The 19209-nt window shown below is 64.2% G+C and carries 17 protein-coding genes and 2 pseudogenes; 13 read left to right on the forward strand and 6 right to left on the reverse strand.

Annotation, left to right across the window (positions count from 1 at the left end):
- Complete coding sequence (locus ACWFRB_RS08615) at window positions 1–990, forward strand: phosphotransferase family protein (RefSeq protein WP_452640288.1); 990 nt, start codon at window positions 1–3, stop codon at window positions 988–990.
- A 246-nt stretch (window positions 991–1236) separates the two neighbouring features.
- On the opposite strand, the gene ACWFRB_RS08620 is transcribed toward ACWFRB_RS08615, so the two are convergent.
- Genes ACWFRB_RS08620 through ACWFRB_RS08635 form a run of 4 tightly spaced genes read right to left on the reverse strand, consistent with a single transcriptional unit; the run spans window position 1237 to window position 5673 of the window.
- Window positions 1237–2493, reverse strand: coding sequence for an AGE family epimerase/isomerase (locus ACWFRB_RS08620; RefSeq protein ID WP_452640290.1), 1257 nt, complete (start codon window positions 2491–2493; stop codon window positions 1237–1239).
- 25 nt (window positions 2494–2518) lie between these two features.
- Window positions 2519–3964: a sugar porter family MFS transporter gene (locus ACWFRB_RS08625; protein ID WP_452640292.1), complete on the reverse strand. Its 1446-nt coding sequence runs from the start codon at window positions 3962–3964 to the stop codon at window positions 2519–2521.
- Between the two features lie 42 nt (window positions 3965–4006).
- On the reverse strand, window positions 4007–4867 hold the full coding sequence (locus tag ACWFRB_RS08630) for an SMP-30/gluconolactonase/LRE family protein (protein ID WP_452640294.1): 861 nt from the start codon (window positions 4865–4867) through the stop codon (window positions 4007–4009).
- 2 nt (window positions 4868–4869) lie between these two features.
- Window positions 4870–5673: an SDR family NAD(P)-dependent oxidoreductase gene (locus tag ACWFRB_RS08635; RefSeq protein WP_452640295.1), complete on the reverse strand. Its 804-nt coding sequence runs from the start codon at window positions 5671–5673 to the stop codon at window positions 4870–4872.
- A gap of 47 nt (window positions 5674–5720) precedes the next feature.
- On the opposite strand from ACWFRB_RS08635, the gene ACWFRB_RS08640 reads away from it, so the two are divergent.
- The 9 genes and pseudogenes from ACWFRB_RS08640 to ACWFRB_RS08680 form a co-directional block, all read left to right on the forward strand.
- Window positions 5721–6452, forward strand: a complete 732-nt coding sequence (locus ACWFRB_RS08640; RefSeq protein ID WP_452640296.1) for a GntR family transcriptional regulator — start codon at window positions 5721–5723, stop codon at window positions 6450–6452.
- Between the two features lie 70 nt (window positions 6453–6522).
- On the forward strand, window positions 6523–7563 hold the full coding sequence (locus tag ACWFRB_RS08645) for a mannonate dehydratase (RefSeq protein WP_452640298.1): 1041 nt from the start codon (window positions 6523–6525) through the stop codon (window positions 7561–7563).
- A 128-nt stretch (window positions 7564–7691) separates the two neighbouring features.
- Window positions 7692–7973, forward strand: a complete 282-nt coding sequence (locus tag ACWFRB_RS08650; protein WP_452640300.1) for a WhiB family transcriptional regulator — start codon at window positions 7692–7694, stop codon at window positions 7971–7973.
- Between the two features lie 49 nt (window positions 7974–8022).
- Window positions 8023–9174: a LacI family DNA-binding transcriptional regulator gene (locus ACWFRB_RS08655; protein ID WP_452640302.1), complete on the forward strand. Its 1152-nt coding sequence runs from the start codon at window positions 8023–8025 to the stop codon at window positions 9172–9174.
- Between the two features lie 71 nt (window positions 9175–9245).
- Window positions 9246–10295, forward strand: a complete 1050-nt coding sequence (locus ACWFRB_RS08660) for a C-terminal binding protein (protein WP_452640304.1) — start codon at window positions 9246–9248, stop codon at window positions 10293–10295.
- On the forward strand, window positions 10292–11587 hold the full coding sequence (eno, locus tag ACWFRB_RS08665) for a phosphopyruvate hydratase (RefSeq protein WP_452640305.1): 1296 nt from the start codon (window positions 10292–10294) through the stop codon (window positions 11585–11587). Before ACWFRB_RS08660 ends, eno begins: the two co-directional genes overlap by 4 nt.
- 395 nt (window positions 11588–11982) lie before the next feature.
- Window positions 11983–12372, forward strand: coding sequence for a helix-turn-helix domain-containing protein (locus ACWFRB_RS08670; protein WP_452640306.1), 390 nt, complete (start codon window positions 11983–11985; stop codon window positions 12370–12372).
- Window positions 12373–12386: 14 nt separating this feature from the next.
- A pseudogene (locus ACWFRB_RS08675) lies at window positions 12387–12668 on the forward strand (IS30 family transposase); the annotation flags it as partial.
- Between the two features lie 105 nt (window positions 12669–12773).
- A pseudogene (locus ACWFRB_RS08680) lies at window positions 12774–13223 on the forward strand (helix-turn-helix domain-containing protein); the annotation flags it as partial.
- A 255-nt stretch (window positions 13224–13478) separates the two neighbouring features.
- Here ACWFRB_RS08680 and ACWFRB_RS08685 read toward each other — a convergent pair.
- Window positions 13479–13790, reverse strand: coding sequence for a transposase (locus tag ACWFRB_RS08685; RefSeq protein ID WP_452640308.1), 312 nt, complete (start codon window positions 13788–13790; stop codon window positions 13479–13481).
- Window positions 13791–14417: 627 nt separating this feature from the next.
- On the opposite strand from ACWFRB_RS08685, the gene ACWFRB_RS08690 reads away from it, so the two are divergent.
- Both ACWFRB_RS08690 and ACWFRB_RS08695 read left to right on the forward strand, forming a co-directional pair.
- A complete protein-coding gene (locus ACWFRB_RS08690) occupies window positions 14418–15848 on the forward strand; it encodes a hypothetical protein (RefSeq protein WP_452640310.1) in 1431 nt (476 codons plus the stop codon).
- Window positions 15849–16264: 416 nt separating this feature from the next.
- On the forward strand, window positions 16265–16426 hold the full coding sequence (locus ACWFRB_RS08695; protein ID WP_452640311.1) for a hypothetical protein: 162 nt from the start codon (window positions 16265–16267) through the stop codon (window positions 16424–16426).
- Window positions 16427–16453: 27 nt separating this feature from the next.
- On the opposite strand, the gene ACWFRB_RS08700 is transcribed toward ACWFRB_RS08695, so the two are convergent.
- A complete protein-coding gene (locus ACWFRB_RS08700) occupies window positions 16454–17470 on the reverse strand; it encodes an AraC family transcriptional regulator (RefSeq protein ID WP_452640313.1) in 1017 nt (338 codons plus the stop codon).
- A gap of 342 nt (window positions 17471–17812) precedes the next feature.
- On the opposite strand from ACWFRB_RS08700, the gene ACWFRB_RS08705 reads away from it, so the two are divergent.
- Window positions 17813–19177: an MFS transporter gene (locus ACWFRB_RS08705; RefSeq protein WP_452640314.1), complete on the forward strand. Its 1365-nt coding sequence runs from the start codon at window positions 17813–17815 to the stop codon at window positions 19175–19177.
- The last annotated feature ends 32 nt before the right edge of the window (window positions 19178–19209 follow it).

Genomic DNA, 19209 nt, shown 5'->3' on the forward strand with positions numbered 1-19209 from the left:
ATGCTGACCCACGACAGCGTTGTCGGCTACCTGATAGAGCGGCACGTGCTTGACGCGCCTGGCCCTGGCGTCACAGTCGAAGCACTGACCGGTGGCGTCTCCAACGATGTCTTCGCTGTCACCGACGGACATGTGAACTTGGTTCTGAAACAAGCGATGTCCAAGCTGGCGGTGAAAGAGGAATGGTACGCCGATCCGCTGCGCATCCTCGTCGAGGCGCACGCACTCGAAACTGCCAGTAACCTCACCCCTGAGGCAGTGCCGGCGGTGCTCGACATCGACGAGGATGCGCTGGTGATCTGCATTGCGCGTGCTCCCGAACACTGGCGCAACTGGAAGGACGACCTCCTCGCCGGGGACACCCGCGACGAGGTCGCCGGGTTCCTGGGACGGTCCCTGGCTGTTTGGCACTCCGAGACGGCAGGGGACCAGGCGGTGGCGTCTAGGTTCGACGCCAGCTACTTCGAGTCGCTGCGGATCGATCCCTACTACCGGGTCGCCGCCGGCCGTAACCCCGTAGTGGCCGATCAGCTCGAGGCACTGGCGACCGAGTTAGTCACCCAGAAGCTCTCCCTGGTGCACGGGGACTTCTCGCCGAAGAACGTACTCACCGACGGACTCGGTGGATGGGTTCTGGACTGGGAGGTCGCCCATTACGGCCACCCGGTATTCGACGTCGCCTTCCTCCAGACTCATCTACTGCTCAAGTCGATTCGCCGGCCGCAGTCGCTTCAGGGCTACCTTGGTTGCGCGCAGACCTTCACTCGCGAGTACACCACGCGCCTGTCGAACCTCGATGAGAGTCAGTACAGCAACCTTGCCCGCCACATCGGCGCATTGCTGCTGGCCCGCATCGACGGCAAGTCGCCGGTTGACTACCTCACCGTGCCCCAAAGGTCACTGACACGGTCGATTGCACTCACAGCGCTACAGGACCCCGCCGTCACTGTCGAGACCCTGTGGTCGATGCTGCCGAACCACGTCGCATAGTCCCCCACGTCGGTAGGGCCTAAGCCACACGGCTTGGGCCCTACCGGCATGAGGAGCCGCGCGACGAGCGGACGCCGGTCGGATCGCGTCGTTTCTTTACCTGTCGAGAACGCTGACGCACCGGAGCTCGCGGGACTCATCGACCCGGAACCGCCGCCGCCCTATGCCTTCAACGGCGGCACAGACGAAGGCAGGGGTGCCGCGGTTCGTCAACCGCGACACCCCTACGCGCAGGTACGTGCTGAATTACTGTGCTGCAAACGGCAGATCGCAAGCTTTCACAGCGGTTGCCAGGCTCGGAGCCAACGGCAGCCGGGGAATGAGAGTTGCCTGCACCGCGTGATAGAGATCGGGCTTGCCCGTCCACACGCTGGCCGAGGCAAGGCCTTCGGGCGTACGTTCGTGATGCCAGGATCCTTGTTTACGGTCGATGAAGGTGGCCTCGGCGTAGGCCCAGAATGTCTCGGACCAGGTCGTGTACCAGCTCGCTCCGGTCGCGATAGCGAGTGCTGCTGCAGCGGACGCCGCTTCGCACACCACCCAGTGCAGACGGGTCGGAACGATGACCGCCCCGTCCCAGCCGACTGTGTAAACGAAGCCTGGATGTCCGTCTGCTTCCCACCCGAAACGGATCGCCGTGTCGAACAGGGCGATTGCGTCCTCGGTCAGCCATGCCGGTGCCTCCTCGCCCAGGGAGGCGGCAAGATTGAGGCACAGTCGGGACCACTCGAGAAGGTGTCCGATCGTGACGCCGTACGGCCGGAACGGGTCGTCCGGTAGGTCACCGTTGTATTCGAGATCGGGCTGCCAGTCGGCGTCGAAGTGTTCGGGCATCAGCCACCGGTTGGTTCGGGTGAACTCGTGCACGATGCGCGCGGTGATGCGGAGGGCGCGTTGATGATGAATGGGATCGCCGGTGACGTCACCGACGGCCAGGAGTGCTTCGACGGTGTGCATGTTGGCATTCGCCCCGCGGTAGGCGTCGCAGGAGCCCCAGTCGTGAGACCAGCGGTCGCGTGTCAGCCCCTCTATTTCATCCCACCAGTACTTCTCCCAGATTCGGAGCGCGGACGCCAGCAGTGCTCGCGCCCCGGGGGCTTCGGCGACGACGGCGCTCGAGGCTGCGAGCAGAACGAAGGCGTGGTCGTATGCATCCTTCGTCGACGCCGCGGGGGTGCCGTTGGCGGTCACCGAGGGATACCAGCCTCCCGATTGGTTGTCGTGCAGTGTCGTCATGAGCGCTTCGACTCCGTCGCGCATCGCGTCGTCGGCCCCCGGATATCCGAGTAGATGACCGAGTGCGTACACGTGCGTCATACGGCAATTCACCCAGGTGAATCTCTCACGGTCTTGGTCGACCGCTCCGTCATCGGTGAGCCATCCGAATCCCTTTCTCCGGTCAGATGAATCGATACCGAAGGACAGGAGTCGGTGTGTTTCAGCCTCGAGCCAGCGCTCATCGTGCCTGGTGGTCAGCTGCTCCGCGGGTTGTGTGCCTGTCATGTGAGTGTCCTCGTGCGGGTTGTGTTCAGTGGCGGGCGGGTGACAGCGGTGCCCGGACGTCGGGCCGTTCGGCCGTTCCGGAGAGTTCGGCATCGATCTCTTCGAGAGTGCGGTTCTTCGTCTCGGGGAGGAAGCGGAACAGATAGACGAAGCCGATGATTCCGAATACACCGAATATCCAGAACAAGCCGGACGGGGTCAGGAGCTGGAACAGCGACAGTGCGGTCATCGCGATCACGAAGTCCAGAACCCAGTGCGTCAGCGATCCGAGGCTCGCGGCCTTGCCGCGGATCGACGTCGGGAAGATTTCACTGTTGATGAGCCAGATACCCAGTCCGAGGCTGGCCGAGAAGGCGGCGATGTACACGATCAGCCCGGCGACCAGCAGTGCTCCGGTGAGTCCGGAGTGTCCAGGAATCAGGTACACGCAGCCTATGAAGATCAGGCTGACGACGATGGCAGCGATGCCACCGAGCAGCAGTGGCCGTCGGCCGACCTTGTCGATGCACAGCAGCGCGATCGCGGTGAAGACGACAATGGCCACGCCGATGCCCACAGAGGACAGCAGTGATGCCGAGGCCCCGAGGCCAGCCTCGATGAGAAGGGTAGGGGCGTAGTAGATGACTGCATTGACGCCGACTAGCTGATTCGTCGCAGCGACGACGACGCCGATGGTCACTGCGCGGCGGAAGCGAGGCTTGGACAGGGTGCGGAACGTGGTGGACGAGTCCCCGGTCGGGATGTTCTTGATGTCGTTGACCATCGTCTCGACGGCGGAGACGGGATAGATTCGTGACAGGGCGGCCCTAGCGGCGTCGTCGCGACCCTTCGTCAGCAGCCAGCGGGGGCTCTCCGGCAGGCGGAGAACACCGATCATCATGATGATCGACGGGACCGCGGCGAGCCCGAGCATCCAACGCCAGTGCTCGCCGTCGGACAGTGCGTATCCGACGAGGTAGGAGACGAAGATCCCGATGCCGATGAGCAGCTGGTACATCGAGACCAAGCGCCCCCGGGAGGTCGCGGGCGCGAGTTCGGCGATGTAGACCGGCACCGCGACCGACGACGCGCCAACCGCTAGCCCGAGGAAGAATCTCGCCACCATCAGAACGGTGACATTGGGTGCTACGGCACAGGCCAGGGCTGCGACCGTGAACACGGACGCCACGACGAGCAGCGCTCTCTTTCGTCCGATGCGCTCGAGCACGGAGCCGGTGACCATGACGCCCAGAATGGCGCCCACCAGCAGCGCCGACACGGTCGCCTGCTGTCCGAAGGTACCGAGATCGAAGTCCTCGCGGATGTAAAGCAGCGCCGCCGAGACGATGCCAGTGTCGAAACCGAACAGGAACCCGCCCAAGGCGGCGGTGCCGGCCACGAAGGCGATGATCCCGCTCGAGTGGGGTGTCGGCGTGGGTTCGTGTACCGGTACCGGTGTACCTGCCGAGGAGGAGTGGATGTCGTGTTGCATGGTTGGTCCTAAGTGACGAGGTGACTGCCCCTAAGGGCGAGGTCAGCGACAGAAGGGCGATACCGGTGCTCCTGTGACGGCGAGGCCGTGGATCGCGAGAATCGAGCCATCGATGCCGCCGGATGGTTGACCGGCACGTGCGGAGGTGACAGCGAGGGTCTCGAGGCCGGCGCCGATGAAGGCGCACGACGTGGGTTGCGGGATGGGTACTTCGAGATGTTCGAGGATCTGTCCGTCGGGAGAGATTTGCACCAGGGTGCCGCCGCCCCACAGAGCTATCCACAGGCATCCTGCTGAGTCGATCGCCAGGCCGTCGGGCACGCCGTCGGCCTGCTCGAGGTTGATCAGGGTGCGCCTGCGCGAGATCGTTGCGCTCGGTAGGTGAAAGTCAAAAGCGGACACGTCCTGGGTGACGCTGTCGACGAGGTAGAACGTCTGGTTGTCGGGGCTCCAGCCGAGTCCGTTCGGCTGGGTCAGGCCGTCAAGGACGGTGCGACAGGTCAGGGTTTCGTCGAGAACGTGAAGTGCACCGAGCCCGTCGGTGAAGTCGTATGCGGTACTGCCGGACCACAACCTTCCCGCCGCGTCGCATTTTCCGTCATTCATGCGGATCATGGGATGCAAGAAGCTGTCAATGGGGTGAAGGCGGCCGTCGAGGTCGATGTGGGCGAATCCGTCCGCGGTGCCTGCGACGAACCCGCCGGAGGGACGCGGCACAGCCGATCCGACATCGGTGCCAACCGACACCGACCGCGTCCTCTCAGTCGCCAGCTCGAAACTGTGGATTGTTCCCGCAGGGATGTCCACCCAGTGCACGGTTGCTGAGTCGGGCGCCCAGAAGGGACCTTCACCAACTTCGGCATCCGACGCGACGATGATCTCGATGCGGGAGTAGTCGGGCATGGTCAGTCCTGAATGGCCACGGCGACGCTGGACAACAGCCCTCCGTCGACCGGCATCGAGATACCGGTGACAAAGCTGGCTCGATCGCTTGCGAGGAAGGCAATCACCTCGCCGATCTCGGACGGGCGGGCTACACGGCCGACCGGATGCATTGCACCCCACTGCTCGACCACGGCCTGCTCACCAGCGTCGGTTCCGTCCGAGAACTGACGTGCGCTTGCCCGGAGCATCGGAGTGTCCACCGAGGCCGGGCACACGGCGTTCGCGCGGACGCCGTGTGGCGCCTCGTCGATCGCCAGTGCTCGGACAAACGCGTTAAGGGCGCCCTTGCTCGCGGAGTACGCTGAAACGCTGGACTGGCTCACGAACGCCTGCACCGACGAGACCAGTACCACGGCTCCGCGCCTGAGCCGGATGTGAGGCAGCGCGGCCTTGACAGCTAGGTAGGAGCCGGTGAGGTTTACCGCCAGGGTTCGGTTCCACAGATCCAGGTCGATGTCGGCGGCGGATCCGTAGGTTTGGATACCGGCCGCGGTGACCGCGATGTCCAGGCCGCCGAAGTGCCGGGCGGCGGAGTCTGCGAACGACCGCATTGCCGACTCGCTCGTGACGTCGGCAGTGACCGCCAGGACGCGCGACTCGCCGTACCCACTTTTCAGGCGTTGCTCGACTTCGCCGGTCTGGTCGGGATCGATGCCGCAAAGCGCCACCGACGCCCCATGCGCCAGTAGGGATTCCACTGCCCCGAGACCGATACCGCTGGTCCCGCCTGTGACGAGCGCGACCTTCGTGATGAGTTCTGACATGACTTGAATACTTGCATACAAGATGTGATCTGTGCAACTATCAACCCATGATCGTAAGCACGAACACACGCACCGACCGCGCTCGCGCAGGGCTCGGCCTGACGCCGATCTCCCGCACGCGAACGGGACGCCGGGCATCGGACCTCGTCTTCGAGGAATTGCAGTCCGCGATACGAGATCTGAGGCTCGAGCCCGGACTCCAGTTGTCGGAGAGCGTGCTGACCGACGAGTTTTCGGTCAGTCGCACACCAGTGCGTGAGGCATTGACTCGACTGGCTGAGGCCGGTCTGGTCAACGTCGTCCCGCAGGTCGGCACCCAGGTCTCTCGGATCAAGGTGACCGATATCGTCCAGGCGCAGTTCGTGCGCGAGAACCTCGAATGCGGCGCATTCGAGACCGCCTGCGCCCAAGAGAATCTCCGGACGGATGCGCTGCGCGATCTGCTCGAAGAGCAGAAGGACGCCTACCGCAGCGAGGACGAGGAACTGTTCTTCGCTGCCGACGAAGCAATGCACCGGGCCATCTTCACCATGGCGGGGTATCCCGGCGCCTGGGACGTCGTGCAGGGAACAAAACTGCACATGGATCGTTTGCGCAGGCTGACACTGCCTGAGCACCGCACCACCGAAGAGCTCATCGACGAGCACACCCGGATCGTTGACGCGCTCGACGCCCGGGACCTCGCCGGCGGACGACAGCTCATCCAGACGCACTCCCGGCGCGCCCTGATCCATCTGCCCCGACTCCGGGACGAGCACCCGCACTACTTCTCCGACTGACCCGGCCTCAGAAGCGACTTCATTCACACCTTCCAACACCACCCATCTCGTAGTAGGAGGACCCTCCCACATGCCGATCAGGATCGCCCTCGGCCACATCGACGAACACGACGAACAAGTCGCGCAGTTCGCGCATCAGCTCGGGCTCAAGTCCGTGCAGTTCCACACCCCGAGCAACCTGCCGGGAGAGAAGGGATACTGGGGCGTCGAGGAACTCGCAGCCCTGCGTGCGGACTGCGACCGACAGGGACTGGTCATCGAGGGCCTGGAAAACGTTCCCCTGAAGCACTTCTGGAAGATTCAACGCGGCCTGCCCGGGCGTGACGAGCAGATCGAGAACTTCCACACGACGCTGCGCAACATGGCTGAGACCGGCTACACCCTGCTCGGCTACAACTTCCTGCCAACCTACGTCTGGCGCACCGACATGGATGCCAAGGGCCGAGGCGGTGCCGCCGTGTCCGCCTTCGACGCCGCCGAGGCGCACAAGGGCAACGCACTGGCGTCCTACAAGCTCACTCCCGACGTGCCGGACGAACGCCGCATCCTCGACCGCGAGCAGATGTGGAAGAACTACCAGTACTTCATTGACGCGGTCTTGCCGGTCGCCGAGGAAGTAGGAGTTCGGCTCGCCCTGCACCCGGACGATCCGCCGGTTACCGACGCGCTCGGCGGCGTCGAGCGGCTGTTCGTCTCCCCCGAGGGCATCGCTGAGGCATACCGGCGCGCCAAGGGAAGCCCGGCATGGGGTTTGAACTTCTGCATGGGCACCGTATCCGAAATGGGCGGTGAAGAAGCAGTCAACGAGGTGATCGACCTGCTCGCACCGGAGGGGCGCATCTTCTACGTTCACTTCCGGGACGTTCGCGGCACGGTGCCAGTCTTCGAGGAGTGCTTCCTCGGTGAGGGCAACTTCGACCCCGCCCGAGTCATCCGACGCCTGCACGACCGCGGATTCGACGGCTTCCTCATCGACGACCACGTTCCGGCCATGCTGGGCGATATCGCAACCTGGGGCGACACCTCGCCCCAGGCGTACTGCAGCCGCGGCCGCGCCTACGCCATCGGCTACATGCAGGGTGTCCTGAACGGGCTCAAGCTCGACCAGTAGCCCCCACTACCCCGACGGTATCCGCTCGCCGTCGGGCCGGAGGATCCCTTGTGCGTGTCCCCCTCCCTCGCACAAGGGATCCTGCCCGGTTTCCCCCTCACCGCTTCGGGGAGGAACAGACTTCCGCGATGAAGGACGCACACCGTGAGTCGGCCCACCGGGCGCCTACCACCTTCTGGAACCGGCAGATCGACGCGCTGTGCAGAAACATGAGCCAAGATCTGTTCTTCGAACACGACGGAGTGCAACACGGCCCGAGACTGCGCCACGAACATGCCGTCAAGCAGGTCTGCGCTCGGCGCCCTGTACAACGTGCATACCGCAACTTCGCCGTCGAATCCGACCAGCGATTCGGGATATGGGGTGGAACCAGCGACCTGGACCGGCGCAAACAACGTCGCACCGCATGAGGACGCCTGCCTGCCTCCCGGGCAGCGCACGATATCCTCGATCCCCTCCGTGAACGGACCGATCTCGCCGATGCCGGCCCGCGGTAACGGAACATATGATGGCACCGAGAGTGTGCCTGTGCGATCGGTAGCATCCATGCCACCGTCGCCAGGGGAGGATGCCAAAACAGTGATCACGACCAAAGACATCGCACAGCGGCTCGAACTGTCGGTCTCCACCGTCGGTCGCGCTCTCACCGACGACGCCCGCATCAGCGAGCGAACCAAACTCCGCGTCCGGAAGGCAGCCGAGGAGATGGGATACGTCTCCAATCGTGCAGCACGAATGATGCGCGGCATCTCGAGCAATGTCGTCGCGCTGGTCATCCCCGACGTCCGCAACAGCTTCTACTCGACCATCGCCCATGAGCTTTCGAAGAATCTCCAGGCCGAGGGATTCCAGCTAATGCTCTCCGAGACCGATGACGAACCCGACGCTGAACTGCAACACCTGCGCGAGCTGTCGGCCTCGCGGATCGCCGGCGTGATCATTGTCCCTACCGCCCGGCCACGTCCCGAGACGGTATCACTGCTTAACGGTCTCCCCCATATTCAGATGCTGCGCCGACATCGCTCCCTCGGTCCGGACTGGTGCGGTATTGACGATCATCGTGCACTCAAGATGGCCACCGCTCACCTCGTTGACCTCGGTCACCGCCGGATCGGCTACATCGGAGGCCCCGTCGCACTACCCACCGGGAAACAACGGCTGAAGGGCTTCCGCGACGCCCTTCGCGCCGGAGGACTCGAGTCCCACGTCCACCTGGTCGAACACATCTCGCCCGCCGCCGAGGACAACGGCCGTCAAGCACTGCGACGACTGCTCGACACGCCCACGCCACCGACCGCGATCGTCGTCGGATCAGTGAGGCTGACGACCGGTGTTCTCGACGAGCTCTTCCGGTCCGGGACCACGATCCCGGACGAGCTGTCGGTGACCGGATTCGGTGACGAACCGGGTTTCTCGTGGTGGGGACCAGGATTGACCACACTCCGTCTACCCATCGGTGACATGGCCACCGCCTGCGGTCTCCGGCTTCTCGAGCGCCTCACCGATCGCGCATCCGACCCCGACACCACGTTCTCCTCGAAACAGCTGGGAGAGCTGGTTTTTCGAGGAAGCACTGCGCCGCCGACAGGTCCCGGCATCGGGGCCGTCTAACGCCCCATCCTCCGAGGAGGAGTCAGGTCGAGGCTCACGACTTGCCCAATGCTATCGATAGCATTACCCTGATGATGCCAGCGCAGATCGCGCACGCAGTGCACTCAGCCGAGACGGAGTCGAACATGAACGACGATCGACCCGGCACTGCACTGCTCACGGATCGACCCTGGCCGAACGATCACATCGAACGCGAGGTGATCGAGACGGCCGGTTTCCGCTTGGTCACCGGACCGGCCGTCGCCGGATCGAGTTCCGAGATCGAGGCGTTGGCCGCCCAGCACCGCCCCTGTGCGATCCTCACCTGTTGGGCGCCGGTATCGGCGGAAGCCATTGCGAAGACCGGTGACCTGCGGGTGATCACTCGCCTCGGCGTCGGTCTGGACAACATCGCAGTCGAAGCTGCCGCCGACCGTGGGGTCCAGGTCACCAACGTGCCCGACTACTGCGTCGAAGAAGTTTCCGACCACGCTGTTGCCCTGCTCGTTTCGTGGGCACGCAAAATCGTCGAAGCTGACCGACACGTCCGCTCCGACGGTTGGTCCGCAGGCGGGCTGTACCCGCGCCGGATCTCGGCGCTGACCTGCGGGGTGATCGGGTTCGGCCGGACCGGGCGCGTCACGACGCGCACGCTGAAGGCGTTGGGCGCGAAGGTCATTGTTCACACCCCCCGCCCCCCGTCCGACCACGACGACGTCGATTTCCTCGAACTCGACGAGTTGCTGCGCCGCAGTGATGTGGTGATTCTGCACGCTCCGCTCACCGATACCACCCGGCATCTGATCGGAACCGCAGAACTGCAGAAGATGCCCCGGGGTTCTTACCTGATCAATGTCAGTCGTGGCGGGCTGGTCGACACAAAGGCACTCGTCGCAGCACTCACATCCGGCCATCTCGCCGGTGCAGGCCTCGACGTACTCGAGAGCGAACCCGACATCCATGCCGCGCTACTCGACCATCAAGGCGTGACCCTCACGCCGCACATCGGCTTCTCCTCGGAGGTGGCGGTAACCGAACTGCGTCGACGAGCTGCAGAAGACGTCGTCCGGGTACTGCGTGGCCAGAGCCCCCTCAATCCCTGCAACCATCCCACTCCCCCATCGAATGGAGTTGCTCCATGAGCACAATCGAGACCATCTACGGGCGACAGATTCTCGACTCCCGTGGACGCCCGACGGTCGAGGTCGAGATCGGCCTGGCGAACGGAATCGTAACCCGAGCCGCTGTACCCTCCGGAGCCTCGACCGGCACACACGAGGCGCACGAACTGCGCGACGGCGACGTGGACTACTACGACGGCCTCGGTGTTCTGACCGCAGTCGAGAACGTCAACACCAAGATCGCAGCAGCCCTGCGCCAGTTCGACGTTTTCGACCAGCGCGGCTGTGACACCGTTCTGCGGGAACTCGACGGCACTGACTCCCTATCTCGTCTCGGGGCCAACGCGGTCTTGGGCACCTCCTTGGCCGTGTGCCGAGCATCCGCGCTCGCCGGTGGTGAGCCGCTGTACCGGCGGATCGCGAAACTGGCCGAAGCCCCCGCCCCTACCCTGCCGATGCCCATGGTTAATGTCCTTTCCGGCGGTCTGCACGCCGGCCGCGGCATGGATGTCCAGGACTTCCTCGCCATCCCCATCGGCGCCACCTCGATGCTCGATGCCATCCGCATGAACGTGAAGGTCCGCAATGCCGCCACCACGGTCGCAGCAGAGCGCGGACTGCCCACGCTGCTTGCCGACGAAGGTGGCATCAGCCCAGGCTGCGCAACCGGTAGCGAGGCACTCGAACTTCTCGTCGCCTCCATCGAGCGCGCCGGGTTCACCCCTGGAAGCGATGTCGCGATCGCAATCGACGTTGCCGCCACCAGCCTCTTCGACGCAGAGACCGGCGACTACCACCTCCGCCGCGAGGGTCGTCGGGCCTCCACCACCGACATGATCGACATGGTCGAATCTTGGGTCAACGACTTCCCCATCGCCTCCATTGAGGACGCCCTCAACGAGGACGACTGGAGTGGCTGGCGAGAACTGACAACCCGTCTCGGCCACCGAGTCCGCCTCATCGGTGACGACCTGTTCACCACGAACTCCCAGCGACTCGCCCGCGGCATCGAGGAGAATGCCGCCAACGGTGTGCTCGTCAAAGTGAATCAGAACGGGACCCTCACGGGTACCCTCGACGTCATGGCACAGGCCGGCGCGGCCTCGTACGTAACGGTCGTGTCCGCCCGATCCGGCGAGACCGAGGACGACTTCCTTTCAGATCTCGCGGTAGGTACAGCCGCCGGGCAGATCAAGATCGGATCCACCAAGTCGTCCGAACGCCTGGCCAAGTACAACCAGCTGGCCCGGATCGCCGAGGATGCCACCCTGCCCTTCGCGCCGCTGTCGCTGATTTCGTCGACAGGCGCATGATCAGCACCTGACATCGTAAACCATGTCGGTCACCGAAATCGGAAGCCTCGCAATGCCGGTCGATGGAAGCCGACAACAAGACTCACCGGTCACACGATGGTGATCCCCAGTGACGTGACCGGTGTAGACGGAGCCCACGGACCCGCACTTGTATTCAGCATGCGGCTCTCGTGAACCGACACTCGGAATCCGCTTCCAAGGCGGTCCGTGGGTTCCAGCATCATGATGAAACCGGGGACATCGAATTGGGCGACCGCCTACTCTGATCGCTCCATCCGAGGGCGCCCGAAAACGAATTCCGCCGCGCGGACAGCGTCCGTCCCGATCTGCTGACTGCCCTGACCGGGTGTCCTCCCTAGGACAGTCAGCATGATGGACGAAGGTCCCACAGGATCATGCAATGCCAACTCCCTGGGGCATTGCAGAGTCGGGCCTTCGTCCATCCCTCGCGTCTCTCTCAGTGTTCTGACGGCGTTCTTTCCGCCGGACCAGGCAACGACATCGGCCAGCTTGTTGAAGTCGGTGGCCGGATCGTGGTCGGCAAACCCGAAGCCCGGCGGCGCTTCATAGACCTGATCGCCGATGATTGGTCAACAGGTGACGCCGCCGCCGAGGTCGGTGTGAACGTGCGGACGGCCAGGGACTGGCGCGACGGAATCCGACGCGCGGGCCCGGGCAGAATCCACTCGGACGGCGCCGTGGTGGACTACGTGCGCGGCACTCGATACAAATCTGCGGTGACCAAGATCGACAGCGACGGAACAGCATCGACCGGCGATCGGTAGCTGTCGTGCAGGGGTCGCTGACCTGGGACCAGGGCTGCGAGATGGCGCGGCACAAGCAATTCACGATGGCCACCGACATGCCCGTCTACTTCTGCAACCCCGCCTCACCCTGGCAACGCGGCACCAAAGAAAACACCAACGGCCTGCTACGCCAGTACTTCCCGAAGGGCACCGACCTGAGTGTTCATGGTCCCGAAGACCTCGAACACGTCGCTCGCCAACTCAACACCCGTCCACGCAAAACGCTCGACTGGGATACCCCAGCCGAGCGTCTGCGTGATCTGCAAACCCGCTAGGTGTACCCGGCCAGGACATTGGTAGCGGGCGTGTCGGCTTGATGTGAAGAGAACCTCCGGTTGGGGTGTGGCTTGTCGAAGGCCCACTTCCCGCCGGAGGTTCTCGTGTCCCACGGTAGTGCCCGCACCACGTATCTCGGGAGAATGCTCATCGTCGAACGCCACCGGGCCGGCTGGCCCAAGGCCCATATTGCCAGCGCGATGGGGGTTTCCCGCAAATGCGTGTCCACTTGGGTGCACCGCTACGTGGCCGAGGGTGAGGCGGGATTGCATGATCGGTCCTCACGCCCGCACATGATGCCGACCCGAACCGCGGCCACAGTCGAGACGCGGATCGTCGAACTACGCATGCGTGAACGACGCGGACCGGACTGGCTCGCAGCGGAGCTCGAGGTGCCGGCCCGCACCGTCTCCCGAGTCCTGCGACGACACCAGGTGCCGTACCTGGCCGACTGCGACCCGTTGACCGGTGAGATGATCCGCTCTTCGAAGACCACCGCGGTGCGCTACGAACGTCAGCGACCCGGCGAGCTGGTGCACATGGACGTCAAGAAGCAGGCAGCGACTTGGTGGCCACTGCGTCGCAGGTGGGCGGTCATCTTGCGGCGCCCGTACAGCCCCTGTGCGGTGTCGACTGTGCCGAGCAGCGCGTTCGTGACGTGGGCATCGGAGATGGTTCGCTCCGACGAGGAGCACTTTTCCAGTTTCGGTACGTGCGTGGGGCGACCTGCACTCCTTGTGCAGTGAGCACTCGGCAGATCGACTCGACCCTGAATTTCTGTGCACGCATCTGATCGATGAACTGGCAGATCAACGGCGGCGAGGGTCGAGCTCCCCCGCGAAGAAAATCGAGGCAGCCTTCAGGATCTCGTTGGCGTCCTTAAGATCTCGAACCTCTCGTTCGAGAGCCTTGATCCGCTGATGCTCCTCGGAGGTGGCTCCTGGCAGCTGGGCAGTGTCGATCTGGGCCTGCTTGGTCCAGGTCCGCAGCGATTCCGGGCCGATACCGAGCTTCGGCCCGATGGCCTGGCAGGCCGCGTTCAGGGATCGGTATTCATCGAGGTGGTCGAGGACCATCTTCACCGCGCGTTCACGCTGCTCGGCGGGGTAACGCTTGGGCATGGTTTGCTTCCTTCACAAGAAAGGAAGCGGCATCAATCCCGTGACGGTTCACCTATTCGCGCCCGTTGTGTTCTCCTATTGGACCTGCGGACGGTTTTCGGACGCCGATTCTCTATCGATTTGGCCTCGCTGGCCCGACTCGGCGCATCTCCGACCTGATTGCAGCGCGATTCGCCTGCGGACTTAGTCGAGTTTCGTTCCCTCGGCGCCTACGGGCGGTTGCTGCCGCGATGTGGCCGAGGTCGAGCCGCGGAATCCGTGGATTTCGCTGCCGGGGCGGGGTCGCTATCTGCCGATCGCGCGGTCGACGAGGGCGCAGCCCGGCGGCTACTGGAGACGAAGTGGTGTCGCCTCCTGCGGGGCATGCGCTCTGGTTCTAGCTCGCCGAGGAGTCTTCCCAATTCGTCGAGAATCCCACGTTTGCAGGCTCAGTCGTGCAGGTTGAGTAGGTTCAGCGCGGCTGAGGGTGAACCCGATGAGCAAGGTATAGCGGCGGATTCCGAAGCCACGAAACTACCCGCGGTGCACCGTCAGCCGGTTCTTGTCCAGACGTCTGGACAAGACCTCGCTGCCAGGCCCACTCGGCCCTTTGCGGACATAACGGTCCGAAGCGGACACTATGGTCGCATGGGCATGCATCACACCTCCCCAACTCGCGTCGTGGTCGGCTTTGCCGTGGCGGCCCTCACTGCCACGACCCTGCTCGTACCCGCGCCGAGCCGAGCCGCCACTCCGGTTGCTTCGACCTCCAGTCCCAGCCAGCAGGCGTCCTCCGCCGCGGCATTCGTCGAATCGATCGGCGTCAATATCCACCTGCACTACACCGACACCATCTACGACCGATACGACGACATCATCAAGCCCAGACTGCTCGAACTGGGGGTGAAAAACCTTCGTGACGGGATCTACACCTATCCGGCAGCTAACGCTAGTTCGACCTACTATCAGCGCCTGCGCGACCTCGCTCAGTCCGGCATGAAGTTCAACCTCCTTTCCTCCATGCAGACACCCTGGGGCCAAGCCACCGACTTCAACAAGCTGGCCGATGTCGTTGCGTGGTCCGGCGGAAAGAACGCCGTCAGAACACTCGAAGGCGTCAACGAACCAGATGCACAAAATGTCTCAGACTGGGCGGCAAGGACGCGCACCGTTCAGGAGCGACTGGCCTCAACGGTGCGATCTACCTCGACCCTCAATGGCATCGGAATCATCGGGCCCTCGTTGACCAAGACCGAATCCACACGGGCCCTAGGCGATCTGAGCAGCCTTACCGACTACGGCAACATTCACTACTACCCGTCCGACAGAAACCCAGAGACGCACGGATGGGGCCCGAACGGCTATGGGAGCCTACTCTGGAACCTCCACTACATCGCACAACCCGTCACAACACAGCAGCCGGTGATAAGCACCGAGACCGGTTACTACAACAGCCCCACATCTGACTCAGGCGTGAGTCGAACAGCTGCGGCCACCTATATCCCGCGACTCCTTCTCGGCAGCTACCACGCGGGGATCAGGCGGGCCTTCTTGTACGAGTTGGTCGACCAGAAGGCCAATCCCAACGACAAGGAGGCGAACTTCGGGCTACTCGACTCCACGGGTAAGCCGAAGGAGTCCTTCAAGGCTCTTCAGGGCCTGATTCGCCTTCTGTCCGACCCACAGGGGGCGAACTTCCAGCCGGGCCGGCTCGACTACTCGCTCGCAACTCAAGCGCGCGACATCCAGACCTCGCTGCTACAAAAGTCTGACGGCACGTTCTTCTTGACCGTCTGGCGCGCTGCACCCGTGTGGGACGTCAACGCTGATCGCGAGCTGCAGGTGCCGGCTGCACCCCTGCAGGTGACTCTGCCGGAATGGTCGAGGGCGCGCGCCGTTCATGAGCTAGGACAAGACGGGCTCATCAGAACCCGCTCCCTGTCCGGTCGTCAGGCCGATCTACAGGTAGGACCGACCGTGCAGCTCGTCGAGATCGGGACGTCCGCACCTCAGCTCACAACCCCGACGCCCCGGACCTCGCCCAGTTCGTCCTCCCCAACCGGTGCTGCGAGCAACTGAGATTGGAAACCTTCCAGATTGGTGTGATCTGGAGCCATCACCAAGTGCGATCACCAACTGGTCAACCTATCCAATCCGCATGCAGCTCCGACCGAACCGGCATAGGTGAACACCCCTCCATCCACCCATCCACCCACCCACGACCACGTCGTTCCATTCCATCCAGCCATGGCCGCGCAGCGCATCCCCCAGCACTTGGCCGATGAGTCTCTCGGCCGCAAGGTCCGTTCGTTCGACGTCGCCGGTGATCAAACGATCGGACAACAGCCCCCGAAATCCCGCCGAGATCACGTCGCGTCCGCTGTTGCCGTGCCCACTGTCCGTCCCGGCGCACCATTGCGGCCGCAAGTGCCCCGATAACGGTGTCGGGCGCCCTCTCGGCGAACTCCGCAAAGGGCCCGGGCTGGGCGGGCGCTATGGCCAATGACCTGCAGCAGGATTCGGGTGCTGACCGCGTCGCCGCCGACCGTCATGGCCGTCCACGACTCACGCAGCCGGGATTCAAGCCCGGCGACATCCGGCACGTCGGTGAAGAACGCGTCGAAGTCGGGCCGCTGGGTCACCAGTGCCTGTACTAGGAGTTCTAGGCCGTCAGCTCGCCCCGATCACCGCGATCTGGGTTCGCGCTCGTTCGCTGCCCAGGAGGTCGGGCTCTGGCCGAACTTGCGTTTGAACCAGCGGGAGAAGCCGCTCAGGTTCGAGAATCCCAGCTCACCTGCGATGCCGGTCAGGGTTCGTCCGTCACGCGCGATGTAGCGCGTCGCGAGATCCGCACGCACCGCATCGACCACCGACGAATAGGTCTCGTCCGCTTGCGCCAGATACCGGTGCAGTGTTCGCCGGTCCATACCCAGGCCCCGTGCTACCCGGGTGGCAGAACAGCGTCCGCCGGGGAGTAGCGCCTCGACCACGTCCCGGACGCGTCCCACCGTGGAGGTGTCCTCGGGTGGCGCGAGCAGATCGAGGTACTGCCGTGCATAGGGTCGCAGGAGTGGATCTGCGAGTGGATTCACCGAATCCAGATCGCTCGCATAGAGCACGAGGCCGTGGAAGTCGCGATTGAACGTGACCTCGCTGCCCAGGACTCGGTGATGGATGTCGAGGTCTGCCGGAGGCTCGTGGGTGAAGCAGGTGGAAAGCGGGCGCCAGCCGTCTGGAAGGAAGTTCCCCAGGATTCGGGAGATCGACGCCACCGTCAGTTCGATCGACTGGCGCCCCAGTGTCAGGCCGGGTGCGGACTCGACGTGGATCGTGGCCATCCCGTTCATTTCGACCAGCCGCGTGTGGATGGCCTCGTTGTACAACCTCATGTGCCGCAGCACGATCTCGAGCGCACTGCGGACGTCGGGTTCCTCCCTCGCGACCATTCCCACGGGCCCCAGGTTGGAGACCCTCCGGTCTGCGGCCATCCGCACCCCGAAGTCCTCGCACCCCGTGGCGGTAGCCGTGCGCTCGAGTAGGTCGTTCACGGACTGCGCCGCAATCCACGCGTCCGGGGTCGCGAAGTTCGCCGGATCGATTCCGGCCTCGTGCATCACCGGGCGCGGGTCCAACCCGAGCGACTGGGCCAACTCCACGTACTCGTTGAGAACCGAGATCCGAACCTTCAGTACTTTCACCATCTCCCCAGCTCGTCTCAAAATGGCAAGGAACCTGTCCCAATGAGGGAAGGCGCCGTGACCCGTTCGGTATAGCGTGACATGAATCACCGCGCTTGTCGCGTACGTCCCGCACCGCCAGGAGCTGCGCCGAGACGGACGCGTTCCGCTCTGGGCAACCCCCGGACCGGAATCCGACAAGGGGCCTGAGGCACGCCCTTCTGTGAGAGACAGCCGTCTCGCGTCACGTCACCATCGAGCCGCCACACCACACCGGCTCGGGACCACCGCCCAGGGCAGTCCCGAGGAGGTGTCACAACGGAGAAGCGTTGCCCCCGCAACGCAGCTCCAAGGATAGGAGCACACATGGAGCTTGGAACCAAGGCGCCGGCCGATCTCGCGGCGGCCGCCGACAGCGCGACCAGATCGAGGATCTTCCCGTGGGCAGTGTTCGCATTGATCTTCGGACTGATGATGTCGGACTACATGTCCCGACAGGTCCTCAGTTCCGTGTTCCCGGTTCTGAAAGCTGAGTGGCAACTGTCGGATTCGCAGCTCGCAGCACTGACCAGTGTCGTCGCCCTGATGGTCGGAGTGCTGTCGCTGCCGCTGTCGCTCCTCGCCGACCGCTGGGGGCGGGTCAGGAGCGTGACCCTGATGGCGGTCATGTGGAGCGTCGCGACCGTCCTGTGCGCCGCAGCCGGCAACTACACCCAACTGCTCGGTGCGCGGTTCCTTCTCGGGTTCGGCGAGGCCGCCTACGCGAGCGTCGGCATGGCAATCATGCTCAGTGTCTTCGCCCCGCGACTGCACGCCTCACTCAGCGGTTCCTTCCTGGCCGCGGTGTTCTTCGGTTCCGTCATCGGAGTCGCCTTGGGTGGCGTCCTCGCAGACCACCTCGGTTGGCGCGCAGCGTTTCTGCTGATGGCCATCTTCGGCGGCATCCTCATCGTGCTGTTCCGGATCGTCGTCACCGAGAGCCGGCTGAGGCAGCACGCAACCGAGCAGTCGGCCACCGGGAATCCCGCGCCCGCCGGCGCGCGAGCGCCCCTCTCCAGCCTGGTCACCAATCCCTCGCTGATGTGCGTGTACATCGGCGCCGGCATCCAGATCTTCGTCTCCGGTGTGCTGCTCGCCTGGCTGCCCAGCTACTTCAACCGCTACCACGACATGGACGCGTCCAGCGCCGGCATCGCGGCCTCCGTGTTCGTCCTGTTGATCGGCTCGGGAATGGCTGCCTGCGGCATCGCAGCCGACCGCATCAGCCGCCGACGGCCGGAGCTGAAGTGGACGGTGGCAATCGCCATTGCCGCGCTGTCGATGGTGTTCCTCATGGTCGGTTTCCAGCTCGGCAACGGTCCGTTGCAGATGGTCCTCATCGGAGTCGGCGCCTTCTTCTGCGCCGGTTCCTCCGGTGCCACCACGGCAATCGTCGCGAGCCTGTCCCATCCCTCGATCCGCGCGTCGGCATTCGGTGCCGGCACCTTTGCGAACAACATCTTCGGAATGGCGTTGGGCCCCTTCGTCGTCGGCATGCTCTCCGATCGCCTCGGCTTGCTCGGCGCACTGCAGTGGGTTCCCCTCGCTTTCGTTGCATCGATCGCCGTCCTCGTGGCCGGAATGAAGCTCTACCCCGCTGGGCTCAGCAAGCTCGCTGCCCTGGAACTGAAGACCGCGAAGGCGCCCGCCGACGCCTCGGGCGATCAGCGCCCGCCCGTCCCGGCCCGGTAGTTCCCCACCAGATTTCCCCTCACGATCCGCGC

This window comes from Rhodococcus sp. NPDC055112 (assembly GCF_053607505.1).